21 protein-coding genes and 1 pseudogene are annotated in these 20,552 nt (G+C 69.5%); 11 read left to right on the top strand and 11 right to left on the bottom strand.

The annotated features are described in order from the left end of the window. Positions 1 to 66 precede the first annotated feature (66 nt). The 3 genes from D1409_RS12085 to D1409_RS12075 are packed head-to-tail and all read right to left on the bottom strand — an operon-like array spanning position 67 to position 2,812. Positions 67 to 630: a DUF5615 family PIN-like protein gene (locus D1409_RS12085; RefSeq protein ID WP_123537246.1), complete on the bottom strand. Its 564-nt coding sequence runs from the start codon at positions 628 to 630 to the stop codon at positions 67 to 69. After that, a complete protein-coding gene (gene polX / locus D1409_RS12080; protein ID WP_123537245.1) occupies positions 627 to 2,366 on the bottom strand; it encodes a DNA polymerase/3'-5' exonuclease PolX in 1,740 nt (579 codons plus the stop codon). Before polX ends, D1409_RS12085 begins: the two co-directional genes overlap by 4 nt. Beyond that, entirely contained in the window at positions 2,363 to 2,812 is a 450-nt protein-coding gene (locus D1409_RS12075) for a DUF5788 family protein (protein ID WP_123537244.1), read from the bottom strand. The genes polX and D1409_RS12075 overlap by 4 nt, the downstream gene beginning before the upstream one ends. Positions 2,813 to 3,008: 196 nt before the next feature. Between D1409_RS12075 and D1409_RS12070 the strand changes: the two genes are divergently transcribed. Further along, positions 3,009 to 3,614, top strand: coding sequence for a DUF7110 family protein (locus D1409_RS12070; protein ID WP_123537243.1), 606 nt, complete (start codon positions 3,009 to 3,011; stop codon positions 3,612 to 3,614). A gap of 111 nt (positions 3,615 to 3,725) precedes the next feature. On the opposite strand, the gene D1409_RS12065 is transcribed toward D1409_RS12070, so the two are convergent. Then, on the bottom strand, positions 3,726 to 3,980 hold the full coding sequence (locus D1409_RS12065; RefSeq protein WP_123537242.1) for a HalOD1 output domain-containing protein: 255 nt from the start codon (positions 3,978 to 3,980) through the stop codon (positions 3,726 to 3,728). Between the two features lie 168 nt (positions 3,981 to 4,148). Then, positions 4,149 to 4,814, bottom strand: coding sequence for a stage II sporulation protein M (locus D1409_RS12060; RefSeq protein WP_123537241.1), 666 nt, complete (start codon positions 4,812 to 4,814; stop codon positions 4,149 to 4,151). A gap of 217 nt (positions 4,815 to 5,031) precedes the next feature. Here D1409_RS12060 and D1409_RS12055 point away from each other — a divergent pair, with 217 nt between their 5' ends. The 4 genes from D1409_RS12055 to D1409_RS12040 all read left to right on the top strand — a co-directional run bounded on the left by D1409_RS12055 (position 5,032) and on the right by D1409_RS12040 (position 9,743). Further along, on the top strand, positions 5,032 to 6,003 hold the full coding sequence (locus D1409_RS12055; protein WP_123537240.1) for a phosphoadenosine phosphosulfate reductase family protein: 972 nt from the start codon (positions 5,032 to 5,034) through the stop codon (positions 6,001 to 6,003). Positions 6,004 to 6,208: 205 nt separating this feature from the next. Continuing rightward, positions 6,209 to 6,763, top strand: coding sequence for a DoxX family protein (locus tag D1409_RS12050; RefSeq protein WP_123537239.1), 555 nt, complete (start codon positions 6,209 to 6,211; stop codon positions 6,761 to 6,763). 132 nt (positions 6,764 to 6,895) lie between these two features. After that, positions 6,896 to 9,325 carry a penicillin acylase family protein gene (locus D1409_RS12045; RefSeq protein ID WP_123537238.1) on the top strand — a complete coding sequence of 810 codons (2,430 nt, stop codon included), beginning with the start codon at positions 6,896 to 6,898 and terminating at the stop codon, positions 9,323 to 9,325. Then, a complete protein-coding gene (locus tag D1409_RS12040) occupies positions 9,318 to 9,743 on the top strand; it encodes a hypothetical protein (RefSeq protein WP_123537237.1) in 426 nt (141 codons plus the stop codon). Before D1409_RS12045 ends, D1409_RS12040 begins: the two co-directional genes overlap by 8 nt. A gap of 3 nt (positions 9,744 to 9,746) precedes the next feature. Here D1409_RS12040 and D1409_RS24510 read toward each other — a convergent pair whose 3' ends face one another. The 5 genes and pseudogenes from D1409_RS24510 to D1409_RS12020 all read right to left on the bottom strand — a co-directional run. Further along, positions 9,747 to 9,920 carry a hypothetical protein gene (locus tag D1409_RS24510; RefSeq protein ID WP_164471656.1) on the bottom strand — a complete coding sequence of 58 codons (174 nt, stop codon included), beginning with the start codon at positions 9,918 to 9,920 and terminating at the stop codon, positions 9,747 to 9,749. A 52-nt stretch (positions 9,921 to 9,972) separates the two neighbouring features. Then, positions 9,973 to 10,260 (bottom strand): winged helix-turn-helix domain-containing protein, encoded by a 288-nt coding sequence (locus D1409_RS12035; protein WP_123537236.1) that lies wholly within the window; start codon positions 10,258 to 10,260, stop codon positions 9,973 to 9,975. Positions 10,261 to 10,264: 4 nt separating this feature from the next. Then, positions 10,265 to 10,903 (bottom strand): NAD(P)(+) transhydrogenase (Re/Si-specific) subunit beta, encoded by a 639-nt coding sequence (locus tag D1409_RS12030; protein WP_123537235.1) that lies wholly within the window; start codon positions 10,901 to 10,903, stop codon positions 10,265 to 10,267. Positions 10,904 to 11,118: 215 nt separating this feature from the next. Next, positions 11,119 to 11,967: an ABC transporter permease gene (locus D1409_RS12025; protein ID WP_123537234.1), complete on the bottom strand. Its 849-nt coding sequence runs from the start codon at positions 11,965 to 11,967 to the stop codon at positions 11,119 to 11,121. Continuing rightward, positions 11,964 to 12,914: pseudogene (locus D1409_RS12020) on the bottom strand (ABC transporter ATP-binding protein); the annotation flags it as partial. The pseudogene D1409_RS12020 and the gene D1409_RS12025, both read right to left, overlap by 4 nt. A 351-nt stretch (positions 12,915 to 13,265) precedes the next feature. Here D1409_RS12020 and D1409_RS25585 point away from each other — a divergent pair. From D1409_RS25585 to D1409_RS11995, 6 genes are all read left to right on the top strand, one after another. Continuing rightward, positions 13,266 to 13,397, top strand: a complete 132-nt coding sequence (locus tag D1409_RS25585; protein WP_268895824.1) for a hypothetical protein — start codon at positions 13,266 to 13,268, stop codon at positions 13,395 to 13,397. Positions 13,398 to 13,502: 105 nt separating this feature from the next. Next, positions 13,503 to 14,690, top strand: coding sequence for a vWA domain-containing protein (locus tag D1409_RS12015; protein ID WP_123537232.1), 1,188 nt, complete (start codon positions 13,503 to 13,505; stop codon positions 14,688 to 14,690). Next, the gene (locus tag D1409_RS12010; protein ID WP_123537231.1) at positions 14,687 to 15,916 is read left to right on the top strand and encodes a serine/threonine protein kinase; all 1,230 of its coding nucleotides are present in this window, start codon (positions 14,687 to 14,689) and stop codon (positions 15,914 to 15,916) included. Before D1409_RS12015 ends, D1409_RS12010 begins: the two co-directional genes overlap by 4 nt. Before the next feature lie 2 nt (positions 15,917 to 15,918). Further along, the gene (locus tag D1409_RS12005) at positions 15,919 to 17,067 is read left to right on the top strand and encodes a PP2C family protein-serine/threonine phosphatase (protein ID WP_123537230.1); all 1,149 of its coding nucleotides are present in this window, start codon (positions 15,919 to 15,921) and stop codon (positions 17,065 to 17,067) included. Positions 17,068 to 17,185: 118 nt separating this feature from the next. Beyond that, positions 17,186 to 18,379: a zinc ribbon domain-containing protein gene (locus D1409_RS12000; RefSeq protein ID WP_123537229.1), complete on the top strand. Its 1,194-nt coding sequence runs from the start codon at positions 17,186 to 17,188 to the stop codon at positions 18,377 to 18,379. Between the two features lie 24 nt (positions 18,380 to 18,403). After that, a complete protein-coding gene (locus tag D1409_RS11995; protein WP_123537228.1) occupies positions 18,404 to 19,579 on the top strand; it encodes a hypothetical protein in 1,176 nt (391 codons plus the stop codon). A 29-nt stretch (positions 19,580 to 19,608) separates the two neighbouring features. On the opposite strand, the gene D1409_RS11990 is transcribed toward D1409_RS11995, so the two are convergent. Continuing rightward, on the bottom strand, positions 19,609 to 20,478 hold the full coding sequence (locus D1409_RS11990) for an SDR family oxidoreductase (protein WP_123537227.1): 870 nt from the start codon (positions 20,476 to 20,478) through the stop codon (positions 19,609 to 19,611). Positions 20,479 to 20,552 lie beyond the last annotated feature (74 nt).

The raw sequence follows: 20,552 nt of genomic DNA, 5'->3' as shown, positions 1-20,552 counted from the left end.
GGGCTATTAAGCCGTGTTGCTTGCCGGTCGCGGCCGGCGCTCGCGCGAGTCGAGACTGCCGACGGATCAGAGGTCGTCGAGCGTGCCGGCCACGTCGTCCCAGTGGCTCCCTTTCCAGAAGTGCTGCCCGCAGTTGCGACAGCGCCAGACGGTCTCCTCGTGGGTCTCGGGCGCGTACTCGGGCGTCGGCTCCGTCCGGTCGACCCGTTCGAGCGGGCCGTTGCAGGCGCTACACCGGCTCGGTTCCGGGGCGAGCTCCACGTCGAACCCCGACCGACGGAGCTCGCGCAGTTGCTCGGTCACCTCGCGAGTCGAGAGCAGTTGCGAGCGCTCGGCCCGAGCGGCCAGGTCGCGGTCGCGCGTGACGAGCACGCGCCCCTCGGTGTGAGCCACTGCCAGTACGTCCTCGTCGTCCTCGATGCCGCGCTCGCCCGCGTAGGCCGCGTCGTACCCGCACATCCGCAGGTACGTCGCGAGTTTGCCCAGCATCGTGTCGAGGAGGAGCGCCGTCTCGACGGCTGGCTCCCGCGGGATCGCCTCCTCGGCGGTCACGGCGCCCGGGCTCCGGTCGAGGGCGCGCTCGTCGCTGTCGGACTCGTCGCCGGTCGTGTCGGGCTCGTCGCCGGTCATTCGAGAAACTCGCGCAGATCTTCGACGCCTCGCGTATTGAGTACGTCGGTCTCCTCGGCCCAGCCCCGCCGCGCCGTGTGCACGCCGTATCGCAGGAGTCCGTACCGCTGCGGGCTGTGTGCGTCCGTGTTGATCGCGATCGTCGCGCCCGCGTCGACGGCCGTCTTGACCGGCCCGCCGCCGAGGTCGAGTCGCGCCGGGTTGGCGTTGACCTCCAGTGCGGTGTCGTGGTCGGCCGCGGCCGTCGCCAGTCGCTCCACGTCCACGTCCAGCCCCGACCGCTGGTTGATGTACCGACCGGTCGGGTGGCCGATGATGTCGACCCCCGGGTGTTCGACCGCGGCGACGAGCCGGTCGGTCCCGTCGCCGTCGAGCCCCGCGTGGGGCGAGGCGACGACCACGTCCAGGTCGGCCAGCAGGTCGTCCGCGACCGATATCGACCCGTCGGTCCCGATATTCCCCTCGACGCCGGTTAACACCTCGATCTCGGCGTCGTCGGCTACCGCGTGGACGGCCTCGATCTGCTCGCGGAGGTCCGCGTCGGAGACGCCGACGCCGCCGACCATCCCGGGTCCGGTCGCGTGGTCGGTGATCGCGACGTAGTCGTGGCCGAACGCCGCGGCCCCCTCGACCATCTCGCGGATCGTGTGACCGCCGTCGGACCAGTCGCTGTGGACGTGCAGGTCGCCGCGCACGTCGGACTGCGCGAGCAGGTCCGGCAGTTCCCCCGCTCGCGCGGCCTCTATCTCGCCCCTGTTCTCCCGGATCTCGGGGGCCATCCACGGGAGATCCAGCGCTTCGTACATCCCCTCCTCCGTCTCGCCGGCGACGCGGTCGCCCGCCCGCTGGTCGGCGTCTGGGTCGTCGACCTCGGAGATATCGAACACGCCGTACTCGTTCATCTTCAGGTCCCGCTCGATGGCGACGTTCCGGAGTGTGACGTTGTGGTCCTTGCTCCCGGTGAAGTACTGGAGCGCGCTCCCGAACTCCGAGGTGTCGACGACCCGGAGGTCGACACGCACCTCGCCCGAGCGGACGCTCGCTTTCTGGTCGCCCGCCTCGATGACCGCGTCGGCCTCGGGCCAGTCGGTGAAGGCGTCGACGACCGCCCCGGGCTCCTCGCTCCCGACGAGCACGTCCACGTCGCCGATCGTCTCCTTCCACCGCCGGAGCGACCCCGCGAGGTCGATCCGCTCGACGCCCGGGCGCCCGTCGAGATAGTCGACGACGCCCTCGCCGCGGGGGCGGGCCTCGCCGAGCAACTCCCGCTCGGTCGCCTCGCGGGCGAACTCGATGTTCTCCAGGATGTTCTGTTCGGTCTTGGCGCCGAAGCCGCTCACCTCCTGAATCTCGCCGGCCTCGGCGGCCGCTTCGAGGTCGTCGAGCGTCTCGATACCGAGCGCCTCGTAGAGGCTCCCGACCGTCTTCGGGCCGACGCCCTCGACCCGGGTGAGCTCCGACATGTCGACCGGGAGCTCCGCGCGAAGCTCCTCGAGTTCCTCGATCTCGCTGGTCTCGACGTACTCGACGATCTTCGAGGCGATGGCGTCGCCGACGCCCTCGATGTCGTCGAGCGCGTCCTCGCCGGCGCGGGCGAGTCTGGCGACGTCGTCGGTGTGCTCGCGGACGTTCTCCGCGGCCCGGCGGTACGCGCGCGGTTTGTACTCAACGCCCTGGGCCGCCAGCAAGTCGGCGAACTCCTCGAGTCGGGCGGCGATCTCGTCGTTCCGGCTCATGGCGACCTCGAGCGGTGCGAGCCCTGACTGTCCGTGTCCTGGCCCAGCGCCTTCTTCAGGAAGCTCATCCAGCGCTTCTTGTCGGCGGTCTCCTGCGCCTGGATCTCCGCCTCCAGGTTCGTGGGTCCGAGATTCTCCAGGGCGTTGAGCGCGCGGTCGATGCCGATGATCGCCTCGGCGAGGTCCTCGCCCTCGGCGCGGGAGATGTCGCCGTCCTCGATCAGGTCCTTGCGCTCCCGGCGCTCGCGTCGGAGGTTCGTCTTGGCCCGGTCGACGCGCTCGCGTTCGCCGGCCGGGATCGTGTCCCGACGCTTGATCTCGAAGACGAACTCCCGCAGGTCGATCGACTCCCCCTGGACGTCGATGCGCTCGGGGATGTCCGCGCCCACGGTGGCTCCCTCCCGTCCGATGCGTTCCAGGAGCTGTTTGCGCTCGTACTCTTTCACGACTCCGTGTCGGGTCTCGACGGTGAAAAACCCACGCGATACCCGTCCCATCGACGCTGTGTCGGTCGCTCACGGCGGGTGGCGCCCGTCGGTAGGGTGGCCGTTCGACCCGGGCCAGAAGGGTAGGCCCTATATGGTTGGGCGTCCTACGGCTGTGTAGCACCGTCGTCAGCGGACGGCCGGCGATTACCCAAATATGAGCCGCGTATACAGACTCCACTCGACACTGGAACTGCCCCTGGAGGACGTGTACGACTTCTTCGATGACGCGGACCTGCCCGAGGCCATCGAAGACGTCGATATCACACGCCGGAACAACACGCTCATCATCAGCGCTGTCTCCGTGGACGAGAGCATCAGCAAGTACACGCCCACGGCGCAGTTGAAGGCCAGCGTGACCGAGAACCGCGTCTACGAGGAGATCGAAGAGGACGAGGAAGACGACAGTTCTCCGGTCCACACCACCGACACCGCCGGCGGCCCGCAGTGGGGCGCCCTCGAGGAGGAAGAGGAGGAGCCGCCCTCGGAGCTCGTCGAGTACGCCTGTTTCAAGGGCGACCGCGAGACCGTCCTCCAGAACAGCACCCTCCAGTACGAGATGTTTCTCGTCCTCACCGAGATCGCTCGCATCGCCGAGAAAGGGACGCTCACCGCCATCACCTGCCCGGACGACGACCTTCAGGCCGTCCGCATCGTCGACGGCGAGGACCGACCCGCCTCCATCAACGTCGTCGAGGACCCCCGCGAAGACGAGGACTCCGAGGGCGTCAACTGGCGCGACAACGAGTTCATCTCCGGATAACACGCCGCCGTCTCCTGCGGTCTCCGTTCACGTTCGTCCAGTAGCCACACCGTTCGCGACCTCGTTCCCCCCGAACGACCGCTCACACCGACCGCTCACACCGACAGGTCCCTACGCGCCGGAGTCGCGGACGTCGACGCTCCCGTCGCTGGAATAGACGACCGTACAGTCCGCGTACTCGAAGGTTGCCGTCCCCTGCTCTCCGTCCGGCGACCGGAAGAGCGCGTCGAGCGCGTCCGGGTCGAGCACCTCGTAGAGCGGCGGCAACGCCATCGGATCGACGTTTCTGTGCGCCGCGACCGCCGATACGACCGCTTCGCTCGGCGAGTTCGGATCGTCGCTGTGGCCGGAGCCTGTCGCACTCATCGGTCGAATCGAGGCCAGTTCGACGTAAAACTCCACCGAACGCCAGTACCACGTTCGTCGTACCACCGGCCGATACGACGGCGGAGTTCCCGACGACGAGGACGACGGTCGATTACTCGCCGACCGGAACGGTCGTTGACCACTCTGCGATCGAGGAACGCCCGCCGACTACTCGGGGAGCGCGTCCGGCCCGGCGACCCACTCGACCACGTCGAGGGTGACGTTCACCTCGATCCACGCGGCGACGACGATCATGACGACCAGGACGACGGAGATAACGGCGAGTTCGAACAGTTCGACGCGGGTCAGCGGCGTCTCGTCCCACCCGAGCAGATAGCGGAGGAACCGGTGGGGTATCCGCAGGCCGATGGACGCGGCGACGAAGAACGCCGAGAGTTCGAGCACGCCGTGGGGGAGGAGCGCGGCGAGGACGACGGCCCACGAGGACTGACGGACCACGAACGAGACGACGGCGCCGACGATGGCGCCGTTGACGACCAGTCCGAACAGGGAGAGGAGTCCGCCGGTCACCGCCCCGAGACCGATCAACAGCAGCGCCCGGAGGTTGTTGAGCAGGAGCGGCACGAACGACAGCTCCGGGAGCGGACTGTCGCTCGGCATCCCCGCTTGCGCCTCCTCGACCAGCGCCTCTAGCTGCGCGACGGGGACCGACCCGACGACAGCGTAGGCCGCGAACGCGCTCGCGAAGAATATCGCCACCGACACCGCCAGGTGCCACCCGAGCCATCGTCTGAAGCGAACCTCGCCGCGGAGCGACCGCGGCGACTCCGCCCCGTGCTGTTCTGCCGCCGCCTCGTCGGCACGCGCGCTCATACCCCGTCCTTCGCCCCCGACCCATTTCCGTGCATCGACTGACACGACAGGCTCCAGACGGTTCCCGGCGGACTCCCGATGGGCTCCCGACGGCACCTGACGGGCCCCAACGGGCCCCCGACCGGCGAGAGACTCGCCGTGTGGTATGCATTCACGACACGAACGATACGTCCTCCAAAAAGAACTTATCCGACCGGGTAATTACATCTAATTACCGATGCCAGAGAACTTCCCCGACTACCTGGACGTCGACTACACGGACGGCGAAGGCGAGGACCCCGCCGAGTACCCGCACGTCAACGACAAGATCGAGAAGGCCATCGAGGTCACCCGGCAGGGCCTCGAGGAGTACGAGAACCCGGTCGTCATGTGGACCGGCGGCAAGGACTCGACGCTCACCCTCTACTTCGTCAAGGAGGTCGCCGAGCAGTTCGACCTGGAGGTTCCCCCGGTCGTGTTCATCGACCACTACCAGCACTTCGACGAGCTGATCGACTTCGTCGAGCACTGGGCGGACGAGTGGGACCTCGAAGTCATCTGGGCGCGTAACACGGACGTCGGCGACTACGTCGACGAGCACGGCCTCGAGCCGGGCGACGACATCCCGATCGACGAGCTCTCGGAGCACAACCAGCACCACGTCCGCGACATCCTCGAGTACGAGGAGGACACCTTCCCGTTCCTGCTCGACACCTACGTGGGCAACCACCTGCTCAAGACCGTCGCGCTCAACGACGCCATCGAGGAGCACGACGTCGACGGCATCATCTCCGGCATCCGCTGGGACGAGCAGGAGTCCCGCGCGGACGAGACGTTCTTCTCGCCGCGCCACGACCCGGACATCTACCCGCCCCACGACCGCGTCCAGACCATCCTCCAGTTCGACGAGGCCGCCGTCTGGGAGGCCTTCTGGAACTTCGTGGTCCCCGACACCGTCGAGGGCTTCCCCGAGGAGGGCTACGTCCCGCAGGGCCAGGACGACCTCCCCGAGGGCATCGAGAAGGAAGACGTCCCGGTCTCGCCGAAGTACTTCGCCGGCTTCCGCTCGCTCGGCAGCGAAGTCAGCACGGACAAGGCGGCCCAGGAGCCCGCCTGGCTGCAGGATCTGGACTCGACGACCGAACGCGCCGGCCGCGCCCAGGACAAGGAAGACCTGATGGAGCGCCTGCGCGACCTCGGCTACATGTAGGAGACGACCGGGTCTCGCCTCGGCGTCTGCGGTCCGCGTAACGGCCTGCGGACGCCGCTCGCGTCTCATCCCGGCAGAGTGGCCGGTCGCACGAAAGGGCAGTTCGCTCCGAACGTATCATTCTCGACTAGAATCACGAATCGACCCTGAGTACGCAGTGAACGGGCAAAGAAGCTTTACCGCAGGTCTGTGTCTTGGTTCAGATATGTCTTCACAGGAGGTACGACTACGAAGCACTGTTGCGGGATTCACTGCCGAGGGGCGACTCCACACCCTCAGCGTCTGGTTCATCCTCGCACTGCGACTGATGATGGGACTGGCGTTTTTCCAGAGCGGTCTCGACAAAGTGCTGTCCGGGAGTTTCAGCGCGTCGGGGTATCTCCAGAACGCGCCGCCGGCGAACGGGAGCCCCGTGGCCGACCTCTTCGTCTCGATGGGGAGCACCGGCTGGTTCGTCGACTTCGTGAACGTCGCCGTCCCGTGGGGTGAGGTCCTCATCGGTCTCGGTCTCCTGTTCGGCGCGCTGACCCGCCTCGCCGCGTTCTGGGGCGCGTTCATGATGCTGCTGTTCTACCTCGGGAACTGGGAGATCGATCACGGCTACATCAACGGCGACTTCGCGTACATGCTCGTCTTCCTCTCGGTCGCCGCCTTCGGCGCCGGTCGCATCCTCGGCCTCGACGCCTACATCGAACAGTACGACGTCGGCGGCGAACCGCTCGTCGAACGGTACCCCTGGACGCGGTATCTCCTGGGCTGATCCGCTCTTCGGTACCCGGAACCCAGTTCGTCCCGGGTGCGACACCCGAGAGACGGTCGAACTGAATCCGAGACGTCTCCGCGGCCGACCGCCGGACCAGTCTTAAGTCCCTACCGCGCCGATACGGGGGGTATGCCGTCCCGACGAGCGGTGATCGGTGCGCTCCTCGGCGGGAGCGTCGGCGCCGCGTCGCTCACGGACGTTCGGACGTATCTCGACCGCTTCGCGCCGCTCTCTGGCGACGTGTGGGACGCCGCGACCGCCGGAACTCGCGAGCGGGTCGCGACACCGTACGGTCGGGCGACGGTGCGCTACGACGACGCGGGAATCCCGACCGTGCAGGGGGCGAACGAGCGGTCGCTCTACTTCGCGGTCGGGTACGTCCACGCTGCCGACCGGCTGTTCGAGATGGACCTGATCCGCCGGCGGATGCGCGGGACCCTCTCGGCGGCCGTGGGCGAGCGGACCGTCGAGTCCGACCGCTTCCACGCCCAGATGGACTTCGAGGGCGCCGCCGAGGCGAACTGGCGGACGGTCGAGGACACGGAGACGGGCGACGCGATGCGGGCCTACGCCGCCGGCGTCGAGACCCAGCGAACGGGGGAACCGCTCCCCCTGGAGTTTCGCCTGCTCGACTACGAGCCGGCGCCGTGGACGCCCGTGGACTCGATGCTCGTCGAGAAACAGATAAGCTGGGGGCTGACCGGGAGTTTCCGGTCGCTCCGGCGGGCGGTCGCCGCCGACGCGCTCGGCGAGTCCGCCGCCTCGACGCTGTACCCCGACCGACTGGACCACGACGTCCCGGTCCTCCGGGCGGAGTCGGGGACCGACCGACCCGCGTCCGAGGACGCGGCTGTCACCGCGACCGACGCCGATACCGCGCAGGACGACTTCGCACCGCTGACGTCGTGGCTCGCCGACTTCGAGACCGACCCGGGGGTCGGCTCGAACAGCTGGCTCGTCTCCGGCGAGCACACCGACAGCGGCCGGCCGCTCCTCGCGAACGACCCCCACCTGACGCTGATGGCGCCGCCGGTGTGGTACCAGATGCACCAGCGCAGTCCGGGCATGCGGGTCGCCGGCGTCACCTTCCCGGGCGTCCCGTTCGTCGTGATCGGCGAGAACCGTGCAGGCGCCTGGGGGTTCACCAACGCCGGCGCGGACGTGCTCGACGTCTACACCTACGAGACGCGGGACGGCGAGTACCGCTACGGCGACGAGTGGCGCGCCTTCGACACTGAGGAGCGGGCCATCGAGGTGTCGGGCGGCGAGGACCGCTCGGTGACCGTCCGCAAGACCGTCCACGGCCCGGTGATCGAACGCGAGGGCCGGCGCGTCGGCGTCGCCTGGACCGGCCTGCAGGCGTCCCGGACCGCCGTGGCCGTCCGCGAACTCGACCGGAGTCGCGGCCGCGAGGAGGCCCTCGCTGCGATCAGGAAGTTCGACACACCCACGCAGAACGCCGTCTACGCCGACCGCGAGGGGAACACCGCCTACTGGGTGACCGGGCTGATACCCCGCCGGCGGACCGGCGGCGAGACCGTCCGGGGCGACCGGGTGTTCGACGGCTCCGCCCGCGAGGGCGAGTGGCCCGGCTACGAGCCCTATGGCGAACCGGACACGGAGACCGGGTGGATCCCCTTCGACGAGAAACCCGGCGTGCTCGACCCCGACTACGTCGCGACGGCCAATCAGCGCATCGCTGACGACACCGAGCACTACGTCGGGGAGGGGTACGCCGCTCCGTTCCGCGCCCGGCGCATCTACGACGTGCTCGACGACCGAGCGGCGGCCGACGACCCCTTCGACTTCGCGCTTATGCGCCGCCTCCAGCGCGACGTGGTCGACGAGCGTGCGCGACTGTTCGTCCCCACTATTCTGGACGCCCGCGACGCGATGGACGAACGCGCCCGGACCGCTGCCGACCGGCTGGAGGGGTGGGACTACCGAATGGACCGAGACTCTCGGGCGGCCCTCGTCTTCGAGCGGTTCGTCGAGTACTATCGGGGAGGCGTCTTCGACCCCGTGTTTGATGCGGCAGAGCTCGACGACGGCCACTACCCGAACGACTGGGTCCTGTTCACGCTCGGTTCGGACAGCCCGTGGTTCACCGATCCACCGGCCGACGGCGTGAGCCCCCGTTCGCGTCGGGACGTGATCGCCGCCGCGATGAGCGACGCCGCGACGGAAATCGACGAACAGGGCTACGAGACGTACGGCGACTACAACCGGACGGTCATCGACCACCCGTTCGACCTGTCCTTCCTGAACTATCCGCGGCTCCCGACGGACGGCTCGCCCGCCACGGTCCGCAACTTCAGGCGGCAGTCGGGCGTCGGAAGCAGTTTCCGCCTGCTCGCGCGCTTCGACGGCCAGCCCTCGCTCGGGAGCCTCCCCGGCGGCAACGACGGCGAGTACTTCTCCGACCACTACAGCGACCGACTGCGCGCCTGGGCCGACGCGGAGTACCGCCCGATGCGCCCGACCACGGACGGCGACCCGACGATCCGGTTCGAACCGAACGACGGCGAGGCGAGCGACGGTGGCGGTTCCGATGAGTGATTCGTCACCGCTGGGGTCGCAGTCGGAATCGGGTTCCGGCCACGAGTCGGTCGTCGACCGCCTCTACGACGCTCAGACGGCTGCCCGCGAACGGCGGCTCCTGACCGTCGTCGCGACCGTCGCGGGGCTGGCGCTCGCGACCGTCCACTGGAGCGGATTACTGGCGGGCGGCGCGCTCGTCGGACTCTGCCAGCCGACGCTCCGGCGGGCGCTCGTGGCCGGACTCGGGTTCGGCCTCGTCGTGCTCGGCGTCGTCGCCGCGCAGTTCGCGCTCGCCGGGAGCCTGTCGGCGTCGCTCGCGATGGGGCCGTTACTCGCTCTCGGCGTCGCCGTCCCGCTCGTCGCGGGACCGCTCGGTGCGACTGCTCGGGGGCTGTTGCCCGACGCACCGTCGAGAGACGCTGAACCGGGAGAGTGAGACTCAGTCGGCGCGTTCGTGGGTTTTGGTGTCGACGACCGTCGGCAGGTCGACGGTGAGCTGTTTGGCCTGTCGGAGGTGGAACACCGCCGTCTCGTCGGTCGCGTGTTCGAGCGCGTCGTCGAGGTGTTCGGCGAGCGTCTGCTGGGCCGCTTCGATAGACTCGTCGGGTGCCATTACGACCCGGACGCACCGTGTTCGGATATACGTACCGGGCTGTTCGTCGCGCTCACCCGTCCAGATCGTCGATCAGGCGCTCCAGCGTGCCGATGTGCTCCTGGAACTTCTCGCGGCCGCGGTCGGTGAGTTCGTAGGTGGTCTGCGGTTTCCGGTCGACGAACTGCTTCTCGACGGCGACGCAGTCGGCGTCTTCCATCTTCCCGATGTGGCTGGCGAGGTTGCCCTCCGTGACGTCGAGGGCGTCCTTCAGGTCAGGGAAACTCGTCTCGCCGTGCTGATACAGGTAGGCGAATATCTGCAATCGCGTCGGCTGGTGGACGAGTTTGTCGAAGTCCATGGCATCAGGCCCGCGTCAGATACACGTAGGCGACTATCGCGTACACGATGAAGAGGACACCGAAAAGTCCGACGCCGACCCACCGGAGGATCTGGGGGTAGGGGAGCACGGAGGCGTAAACGAGCACCCACACGCCCCCGGCGTAGAACACGAGGCGGTCGCGCCGCCGGACGCGGTAGGACGACAGCACGGCGCCGGTCACCAGCAGCCCGAGGCCGACGGTCGCGATGACGAGTCCGAAGTACACCAGCGCCCGGTCGAGCCCGCCGACCTGCGTGGCGGCCTCGCCCACGACGCCGGCCGCGGCGACGAGGAAGGCCGCCAGCGATCCAAAGACGGCCCGCCAGCTGGGCGCCGTCTCGGGGACCGCCGCTCTCGGAACGCGCGACGACATCCACCACGTCGCCACACCGGCGACGGCGACGAACCCGAGCCACACCGCGGTGTACTCGGTGTCTCCCAGCGCCTCGTAGTAGAAGAATGTCACCTGGACGAGCAGCGCCGCGACGCCGATCAGCAGTCCCGCGAACAGCCACAGGCGCGCCCGACCGGGGTACTGCTCGGCCAGCCCCATCGCGCCCTTGATCTCCGAGAGCTGGCGCTGGAGTTCCTCCGGGTCGACGTCGTCGGTCGCGTCACTCATCCCGACCGCCTCCCCGACCAGCTACCGGACCGGTCGCGACGGTGTCACTCCGGCGACGACTGACCGACCGAGTCACGGCCTGCAGCGCGCGCCGACGTGCGTTCCTGTCTCTCATGTGTTCCATCGAGGGGGGTTGCGGCGATATTGTCGGAGGGCCGGTAAGTCGATTCCGGAAGCGTCGGCGGGGACCGTGACCGCGCGGGCCGGCGGCGTCGTCACCCCAGTTCGGCCGAGCGAAAGCGGAGGTAGCCGACGAGGGGCGCACCGACGGCCCAGGCGGCCATTACCGCGACGTTGAACCACGGCTCGTAACCGAGGTAGTCCGGCGCGTCGTCGAACTGCGCGAGCGCCTCGTACTGGCCGGGCGCGCCCGCCCAGACGAGTTCCGGCAGGGTGTTGAAGTACGCACCGGCGGGGGAGAGCGCCCCGATCAGCGCCATCGTCGAGTCGGAGATGGTCACGCCGGGGAGCGACGCGACCGCGTCGAGGACGGTATCGAGGTTCAGGGCGGGGAGCGGCCCGATCCAGAACGCCGAGAGGACGAAGTACGCGGCGAGGACGCCCATCATCGCGCGAGAGCGGGACCCGACCGAGGCGGAGATTGCGACGAAGATCCCGACCATCGAGAGGGCGAACAGCGTCGAGAGCGCCCCGAGCATCAGGAATCGGCCGGCGTCGGGCGCGTGCTCGTAGGTCGCGAGCGCGACGACGAACGCGACGACCACGCCCAGCGCCATGGTCGCGGCGCCGACGGCCGCACGGGTGGCGTACTTGCCGCCGAAGTAGTCCGCGCGGGTGTTCGGAAGCCCCAGGTAGTAGGTGATCGTCCCGCGCGCCCGGTCGCCGGCGACGGCGAGGTAGGCGAGCGGCGCGAGCAGGAGCGGGAACACCCACGCGACCAGCGCCGAGAAGCCGAACGTCGTCCGAACCGGATGGGGGTGGACGTCGCTCGACCCCAGGAACGCGAGGGCGACGATAGCGACGAACGTCGCGGCGACGCCGACGACCACGTACGAGCGCCGGATGCTCCGGAAGTCCGTCCGGGCGACGGTCGGCGCGCTCACGCCCCCTCACCTCCAGCGGTCGCGGCCCGCTCGCCCGATCCCGGGGTCTGCCGTGCCTCGCCGCCGCTTCTGTCGCCGCCGCGACCACCGGCCCTGCCCTCCCCCGCGGTGTATGCCTCGAAGAGGTCCTCCAGCGACGCCTCCTCGATCGTCACGTCCGCGACGGTCGTCGCCCGGTCGATCAGGCGCAGCGCGGGCATCTTCGCGCGCGGCGTGGCGCAGGCGACGTGAACGGTCGAGTCCGCGACGGTTACGTCTGTGACGCCGTCGACGGCTGCGAGGGGATCGGTTTCGGGCAGTTCGTCGACGGTCGCCTCGACCACGGCGCCCATGCCCAGGTCCGCGCGGAGGTTCTCGACGGAGTTGACCGCGGTGAGCGCGCCGTCCTGGAGGATCGCGACCCGGTCGGAGACGCGCTCGACCTCGTCCAGGATGTGCGAGGAGAAGACGACGGTCGCGCCGCGCTCGGCCTCCTCGCGGACGATCTCCCGGACCAGCTGGACGCCGTTCGGGTCCAGCCCCGAGGAGGGCTCGTCGAGTATCAGCAGGTCGGGCTCGCCGACGAGGGCGATCGCCAGCCCCATCCGCTGGTGCATCCCCTTCGAGTAGTCGTCGGCTGGGCGACGGGCGTCCTCCGGGTCGAGGCCCACGCGGTCGAAGAGGTCGGCGGGGTCGTCGTCGGCGTCCTTGGTCTCGATAGCTGCCGCGACGTGCTCGTGCGCGGTGACGTTCGGCACGCCGTCGAACGCCTCCGGGAGGAGGCCGACGCGCCGTTTGATCCGCTGGACGTCCTCGGTCACGTCCGTCCCGAGCACGCGAGCCGACCCCGCGGTCGGTTCGAGGAACCCGAGCAAGACGTTGATCGTCGTCGACTTCCCGGCGCCGTTCGGGCCGAGGACGCCGAACACCTCCCCTCGCTCGACCGTCAGCGAGAGGTCGTCGACCGCCGTCACGTCGCCGAACCGCTTCGTCAGCCCGTCGATCTCGACGGCGCTCATGAGGGAGTCACCCCCGGAGGGCCTGCCGTGTTCGGAGGGCGATTCCGTTCGCGTCGATCGGGGACCAGTTCGATCATGCGTCCGATCCGAACCGTTGGTTTCTATCTCAATAAAGTTTGCGTCGCAAACTGGCTTTGCAATGCAAAGTCAGATTTGCGTCGGAAAGTCCGGGATAGCTGCGTGATATCGACCGATATCCGGGCCGGAGGCCGCGTGGCCCGGAGGAGCGAGCGGAGCGCGTGGCGGCCTGTCCCGGCGGACGGGGAGACTTTTTGAGTCCCGGGGTTCGTAGTGTGAGCTATGACAACGACTGACGAGGACACGTACGTCCGGCAGGGCGTGATAATCACGTTCCTGTGGCTGCTGGCGATGCTGGTGGGCGGTGTCCTGCTCCTGCGGTTCGGCGACGTGATCCAGAGCGTGTTCGCGTGACGCACTGGTTCTCCGCGTAGCGCCCCGGTTGGGGCCCAGTGGCGCCCGCGAGTCCCCGCCGGAGCGGATAAAAGTACATACGGGGCGAGAGCGACTGGGCGACATATGGTAACGATCGAGACTGACGTCAACCGACCGTACGTCCCGGCGGACGGGGCGACGCTGACGGCGACGGTCGACGTCGAGCCCGGGACGCAGACGGGGGTGAGCGAGCGCCACATCGTCCTCTGTCTGGACACGAGCGGATCGATGGACGGCGCGAAACTCGACCAGGCCCGCGAGGGCGCCTCGTGGGTGTTCGGACTGCTCGAACCCGACGACTACGTGGGGATCGTGGCGTTCGACTCGGACGCGTCGGTCGTCATGCGCCCGACGAAGTGGAGCGAGACCTCACGCGAGGCGGCGATGAGCCGCGTCGACGACCTCGGCGCCGGCGGCGGCACCGACATGTACGACGGCCTCGACAGCGCGAGAACCGCCCTCGACTCGCTGGGCTACCGCCCGGAGACCGACGACGCCGTCCGCCGGATCCTCCTCCTCTCCGACGGCAAGGACAACTCCCACGAACCCGGCGACTTCCGCGAACTCGCGAAGGACATCGACGAGTCGGGCATCCGGATCCTCTCGGCGGGTATCGGCACCGACTACGACGAGGAGACCATCCGCACCCTCGGGACGACCGCCCGCGGAGAGTGGACCCATCTCGAATCGCCCGGCGACATCGAGTCGTTCTTCGGCGCAGCCGTCGAGCAGGCCCAGTCCGTCGTCGCCACGGACGCCCACATCGAACTCGACGCGGCGGCCGGTGTCGAGGTGAGCGAGGTGTACCGCGCGCTCCCGCAGGCACAGGAGGTCGACGTGAACTGGCGGGGCAACGCCGCACGGGTTCCCCTCCCGGACCTGGCCGAGCGCGAGGACCAGCGCGTCGTCCTGAAGGTCCACGCGCCGAGTCGGGAGACGACGGGCGAGGAGACGCTCGTCGACGTGACGCTGTCGGCGTCGGGCCGCGAGGCGACCGACCGCATCGCCGTCGAGTACACCGACGACAACACCAGACTCGCCGAGCACAACGAGGACGTGTCGCTCGACCACCGCCAGACGGTCGTGCGGACGGAACTCGGGAAGGGCAACGTCGCCGCCGCCGAGACCGAGGTGGAGAAGATGACTCGCGTCCACGGCGAGGACACCGCCGTCGTCCAGGAGGCCAAACAGCAGACGCGCCTCGTCGACGAGGGCGGCCGGCAGGAGCGCAACGAGGCCACGCGGATCGTCGACGACTCGCGGGTAGAATGACGGCGTCGCCGGAGGCGGGGGACCTGGTCGTCGGCCGGTACGAACTCGGCGAGGTGGTCGGCGAGGGCGGGTTCGCCAAGGTGTTCGGCGCGACCGACGTCCAGACCGGCGAGCGCGTCGCGCTCAAGTACCCCAACTACGAGGGGAGCCAGAACGACCGCGACATCGTCACGCTCTACTTCGAGAAGGAGGCGGAGACGCTCGAGGCGATCGCAGAAGCGGGGGGACACCCCAGCATCATGTCGCTCGTCGAGGTGACGGAGGACCGCGGGACCCCCGTGGTGGTCGTCGAACTCGTCGACGGCTACGAACTCGACGACGCGATCCGGCGGACCGGCCCGCTGGACGACATCGACGAGGTCCGCCAGATCGGCATCGACCTCTGTGACGCGATGAGCTTCCTCCACGAGAACGAGATCGTCTACCGGGACCTGAAACCGGACAACGTGATGATCACCCACCGCGGGGGGACCGTGACGCCGGTGCTCATCGACTTCAACACGGCGACGGGGTTCGACGCCGGCGGCAACTCGGCCGACCAGACGACGATCGTCGGTCCGTACAAGCCGCGGGAAGTCGCCGAGGCCGACCAGACGGAGATGCGACAGGGCCCCTGGTCGGACGTCTACTCCGTCGGGAAGATCCTCCTCTACCTGCTCAAGGGGACCGTCCCGCGGAAGGACGGCGTCGATCCGCGCGATTTCGGCGCGGACTGTGAGCCGTATCTCGCGGAGATCGTCGAGAAGGCGACACAGACCGACTACGAGGACCGGTATCGCAACGCGACGGCGATGAAGCGCGTGCTGGAGGATCGCGACCCGAGTCCGCCGCCCTCGGCGACGGTGCGGTACACGCAGGCGGGCGAAACGTACACCGTCTACCCGGGCGACACGATCGGGCGCCGGTACGCAGAGGGGCCGCGCTCCTCTATCGTCGTCGAGGACGACGACGAGTACATCTCGACGGTGCAGGTGCAGTTCGACACGGACGCGGACGGGGAGTGGTTCATCCGCGACCGGAGCCTCAACGGCACGTACGTCCAGACGGGTGGCGGCTGGCAGCGCGTGCTCAGCGAGGCGGGACGCGAGCGACTCGAGGAACGCGGTGAGGACGCCACCGACCGGAACGGTGAGGTGCCGCCGGAGCTGTACGGGCTGCGCGAGGGGGACCTGATCGCGCTCGTCCACCCCAGCTACGGCGTCACGTTCGAGTTCGGGACTGACTGACCATGGATTACGCGACACACTACGACGTTGGCGACCGAAAACGCGACGGGGGAATCAACGAGGACAGCGTCGCCGTCTCCGTGTTCGAACAGGGCCACCGCGAGGGGTTCCTCGGATACGACTGGGACGACGCGGACGACGCGGACGACGCTGCCGAGGAGACCGAGGGGGACGCGGAGTCGTCTGGGTCGGAGGAAGACCCCGACGAACGCGCGACGGCGGACGACTCCGACCCGACCAACCGGAGCGCGGCGGTGTTCGCGCTCGCGGACGGCGCCGGTGGTCACGACGCGGGGGACGCGGCCTCGTACATCGCGACGACGGCCGTCTGCGAACGCCTCGCGGGGACGGCCGTCTCGGCCGCGCGGAGCGATCCCGGCGGCTTCGGCGTCGCAGTCGACGACCCGCTGCCCCGTCCGCCGCGGGACGCGGACCTCGAGTCGGCCGTCGCCGAGGCGGTCGTCGCCGCCCACCGGGAGGTGCTCGCCTACGCCGAGAGCGCGGGCGAACAGGCCCACGCGACGGTCGTCGCCGGCGTCTGCGCCGGCGGGCGACTCCACTACGGGTGGGTCGGCGACAGCCGAGCCTACGTCGTCAACGCGGCACGCGAGGAGATCATCCCGCTCACCACGGACCACGCCGTCGTCCAGCGCCTCCGGGAGGCCGGAGAGATCGACGACGTGGAGGCGCTGGTCCACCCGCGCGGGAACGAGATCACCCGCGCCGTCGGCGGGAGCGGGCGGGCGGACCCGGAGACGGCGACAGTCGAGGTCGAGACGGCGACCGTCCCGCTGTACCGCGAGGACGTGCTGCTCGTGACGAGCGACGGCCTCCTCGACGCCCAGACGGAGGCGGCGAAGCTCTACGAGTGGTACGTCGACGCCGGTCGCGACGAGGAGATGGCCGACGTGGTCCGCGACCGCGCGGTGACCGACGAGGAGATCCGCGACCACGTCCTCTCGGCGCCGTCGCTCGACGACGCGGCGGCCGGACTGGTCGAACTGGCCAACGACCGCGGCGGGAAGGACAACCTCTCGGCGCTCCTCCTCCACGACGGGACGCTCCCGGAGACGCCGGACGACCCGCCGGCGCGGGCTGCCGGCGCGGAAGCGGCCGTCGAGGACCGGGAGACGCTGGTCGGCGGCGACTGACGGACCGACGTCGGAATCGCCCGCGGTCTCTCGGTTCGTCACACGACGGTCGGCCGCGCGTCGCCGGACGGAGCGGGGGCAACTGTTTTGGCGGCACGCCTGTATATGCCGACAGACTATGTCGCACAGCACAGGCGAGTCGGTCGAATGTCCCCTCTGTGGGGAGGAGTTCGACCCGACCGCGGCAGGGGGCTGGTGTACGAATTCAGACTGCGGAGAGTGGCAACACGAGGCCGCTGCGGACGCAGTAGCGGGTACAGGAGGCGAATCACGGGGGGACGACGACGCCGGGGACGACGTCGAAGCGGCCGTCACCGGCGGGAGCGAACCCGAAGTCGATCCCGAGGAGCGAGTCGACGACGTGCTCGAAGGGGCGGACGACCCGATCCCGGACGCGGAGGCGGACGCGACCGGCGAAAGCGCGACCAGTGAGAACGCGACCGACGAGAGCGTGACCGACGAGAGCGCGACCGGCGCTACCGCCGGGAACTCGGTCGAAGCGAGCGCAGAATCGGCAGAGTCTGCCGAATCTGGCGGAGCGGCCGAACGCGAACCGGCGACCGGAGCCGAGAACGAGGCCGAAGAAGAGTCGTCGGACGCGAGCGGCGAAGCTGCGACAGACGACGAAGCGGGGGAAGACGCGGCGGACGGATCCGACGACGCCGACCTGTTCTGTCCGAACTGCGGCGAGTCGGTCGCCGCCGAGGACAACTTCTGCGTGAGTTGCGGGGAGGACGTCTCCGCGCTCGAACCGGGGCCGCTGACGGAGTGCCCCGCCTGCGACGCCGACGTGGAGCCCGAGGACAACTTCTGTGCGAGCTGTGGCGAGGACCTGGCGGCCCACCGACAGGGCGCCAGCGACGGGGACGACGCGGCGGACGGGAGCAGCGCCGACATGGGCGGTAGCGAGGCCGCCGGAGCCGGCGGATCCACGGGCGACCGTTCCGTCCAGTCGTCCGAAACGACGGGTACGGCGTCCGAGGAGTCGGCCGGAGCGACGGACGCGGCGCCGGAATCGCTGGTGCTGGTGGTGCGCAACCGCGAGGTTCAAGTGTGGGACGGGGATACGGTCGGTCGAACGATCCGAAGTATCGTGATGAACACCGGCGGTGACGAGGACGACGCGGTTCGCATCCACCGCGAGCACGTGCGGTTCGTCCGCGAGGGCGGGCAGTTCCACCTCGTCGCGCTGGGGCAGAACCCGACCGTCGTGAACGGCGACTCACTCGACGAGGGCGAGCGCGTCCCCGTCTCGCCCGGCGACCGGATCGAACTCTCCGGCGTCGCGAGCATCCGCGTCGAGGCCCCCTGACGCCCCCCGGTCGGACAGGCCAGCATGGATACCAGAGACACCAGACGCGAACTCGGCAGGTCCGCCCGCCTCCTCCTGGACGAGGAGCGGTGGCTCTTCGCCGGCCTGGTTTTGGGCGCCGCCGGCTACCTCATCTGGCTCGCCGGCACCGGCGCCGCGGTCTCGCAGATCGCGGACCTCGCCGTCGGCTCGTACTCCGTCGACCCCTGGTCCTCGGAGGCGACGGCCCTCACGGCCGCGTTCGCGGTGCTCTGGATCCTCGTCCCGTCGCTCGCTGCGGTCCGCTACGTCGTCGGGAACCTCACGAACCTCCGCGGCAACGTCGAGCAGTGTTACCGCTTCGACCGCCCGCTGGTCGCGCTCGTCCCGCCGCTCGCCCTCCTCGCCGTCGGCGTCGCCGTCGCCGCGGTCCGCGGCGCCGCGACGTGGTACGTCCTCGCCGCGGTCGGCGTGGCCAACACCCTCCTGCTCGTCCGTACCGTCGCGTACGGCTACCGGGTGTACTCCTTCTCGACGCCGCGCCTGCTCAAGTTCCTGCTGTTCGTCTCGGCGGTCGTCGCGACGACCGCGGCGGTCAGCCGCACGGCGGCGCTCGCCAACCAGGCGGCGCTCGTGGAGGGGGCCGCCGCGCGCTACGGCGTCTCCGAGATTGCGTTCGGCACCGTCAGTCGGGCTGGCGTCTCCGCCCCGGTGCTCCCGCTGGCAGCCGTCGCCGTCCCCGGCGTGCTCGCAGTCGCCTACGTCTGGGTCCAGCTGTTCGCCAGCCTGCTCGTCAGGATCCGCCGGCCGGACGTGCCGCGGTCGGCGATCCGCGCCGGCCAGCGCTACCCGCAGGTCGTCCAGCCGGGGACGCGGGACCGCCTCGCGATGGGCACTGCCTCCGGCGACGAGAGCGAGGCCGCCGAGTCGACGGAGGACACGCCGGATTCGGCGGCCACCGACCCCGACCCCGACACCGACGCGGGCGGACCGGCCGCGACCGACGGTGAGGGGGCGCCCGCCTCGGCGGACGGCTCGGTCGAGCCGGCCGGCCAGACCCGGGTGTACACGCCGCCGGAGGACGCCGACGACGTGACCGCCGAGGCCAGTCGCTCGAACGCCACGAAAAACGAGTTCTGTCCGATCTGCGGGGAGACGTACGCGGCCGACGCCGGCCACGCGAACTGTCCGAACTGCAACGCGGTCCTCGACCGGGACTGAGTCGTGCGCCGCCGTCGTCCGTTCCGTCGCTACTCGTAGGTGAGCGTCATCCCGCCGTCGAACAGCAGATCGCCGCCGTTGAGGTGGTCGCCGTGCTCTGAGAACCCGAAGACGAAGAGGTTCGCCACGTCGACGGGGTCCATCATCTCCTTCACGCGCGACTGACCGAGCATCACGTCGTCGATGACCTCGTCGACGCTGATACCGCGCTGGTCGGCGGTGTCGGGTATCTGGTCGGTCACGAGCGGGGTCTTGACGTATCCGGTCGAGACGGAGAACGCCCGGAGCCCGTTCCCGCCTTCGGCGGCGATAGACTGTGTGAGTCCCCGGAGGCCGAACTTCGAGACGTTGTACCCCACCTTGTCGGCGGTGACGTAGTGGCCGTGGACCGAGGCCATGTTCCCGACGACGCCGACGCCGTCGTCGGTCCGGCGGACCCGACCGACGACGAGTTTCGAGAGGTACAGCGGCGCCCGGAGCATCACGTCGTGCATCAGGTCGTACCGGTCCATCGGGAAGTCCTCGACGGCGTCGATGTGCTGGAGCCCCGCGACGTTGGCCAGGTAGCGGACCGTCCCGAAGTCGGCGGCCCGCTCGACGATGCGCTCGACGTCCTCGTCGGCGGTGAGGTCGGCGACGACCGTCTCGACGCTGCCGTCGACGCCGAGGCGGTCGGCTTCGGCCACCGTCTCGCGCAGGCCCTCCTCGTCCACGTCGGTCGCTGCGACGGAGAGCCCGTTCGCGGCCAGCGCGAGCGCGGTCGCCTGCCCGATGCCCGAGGCCGCACCGGTGACGACGGCGACGTTCCCCGGCGCGAAGCGGTCGTCGTCGACGAACAGCAGGTCGTCGTCGGTGATCGGCTCGACAGCGAGCCGGTCGTGTGTGGTACTTGATGGCATGCTACGAGAGACGACTCCGAGCCCGGAAAAGGGGCGGGTTGACATGTTCACCCCGGACGCCCCCAGCGTCCGAG

It is taken from the genome of Halosimplex salinum (assembly GCF_003730195.1).
GTDB classification, from domain to species: Archaea; Halobacteriota; Halobacteria; order Halobacteriales; family Haloarculaceae; genus Halosimplex; species Halosimplex salinum.
Note: the sequence above shows the minus strand (reverse complement) of the source record. Positions and strands in the feature narration are given on the sequence as shown.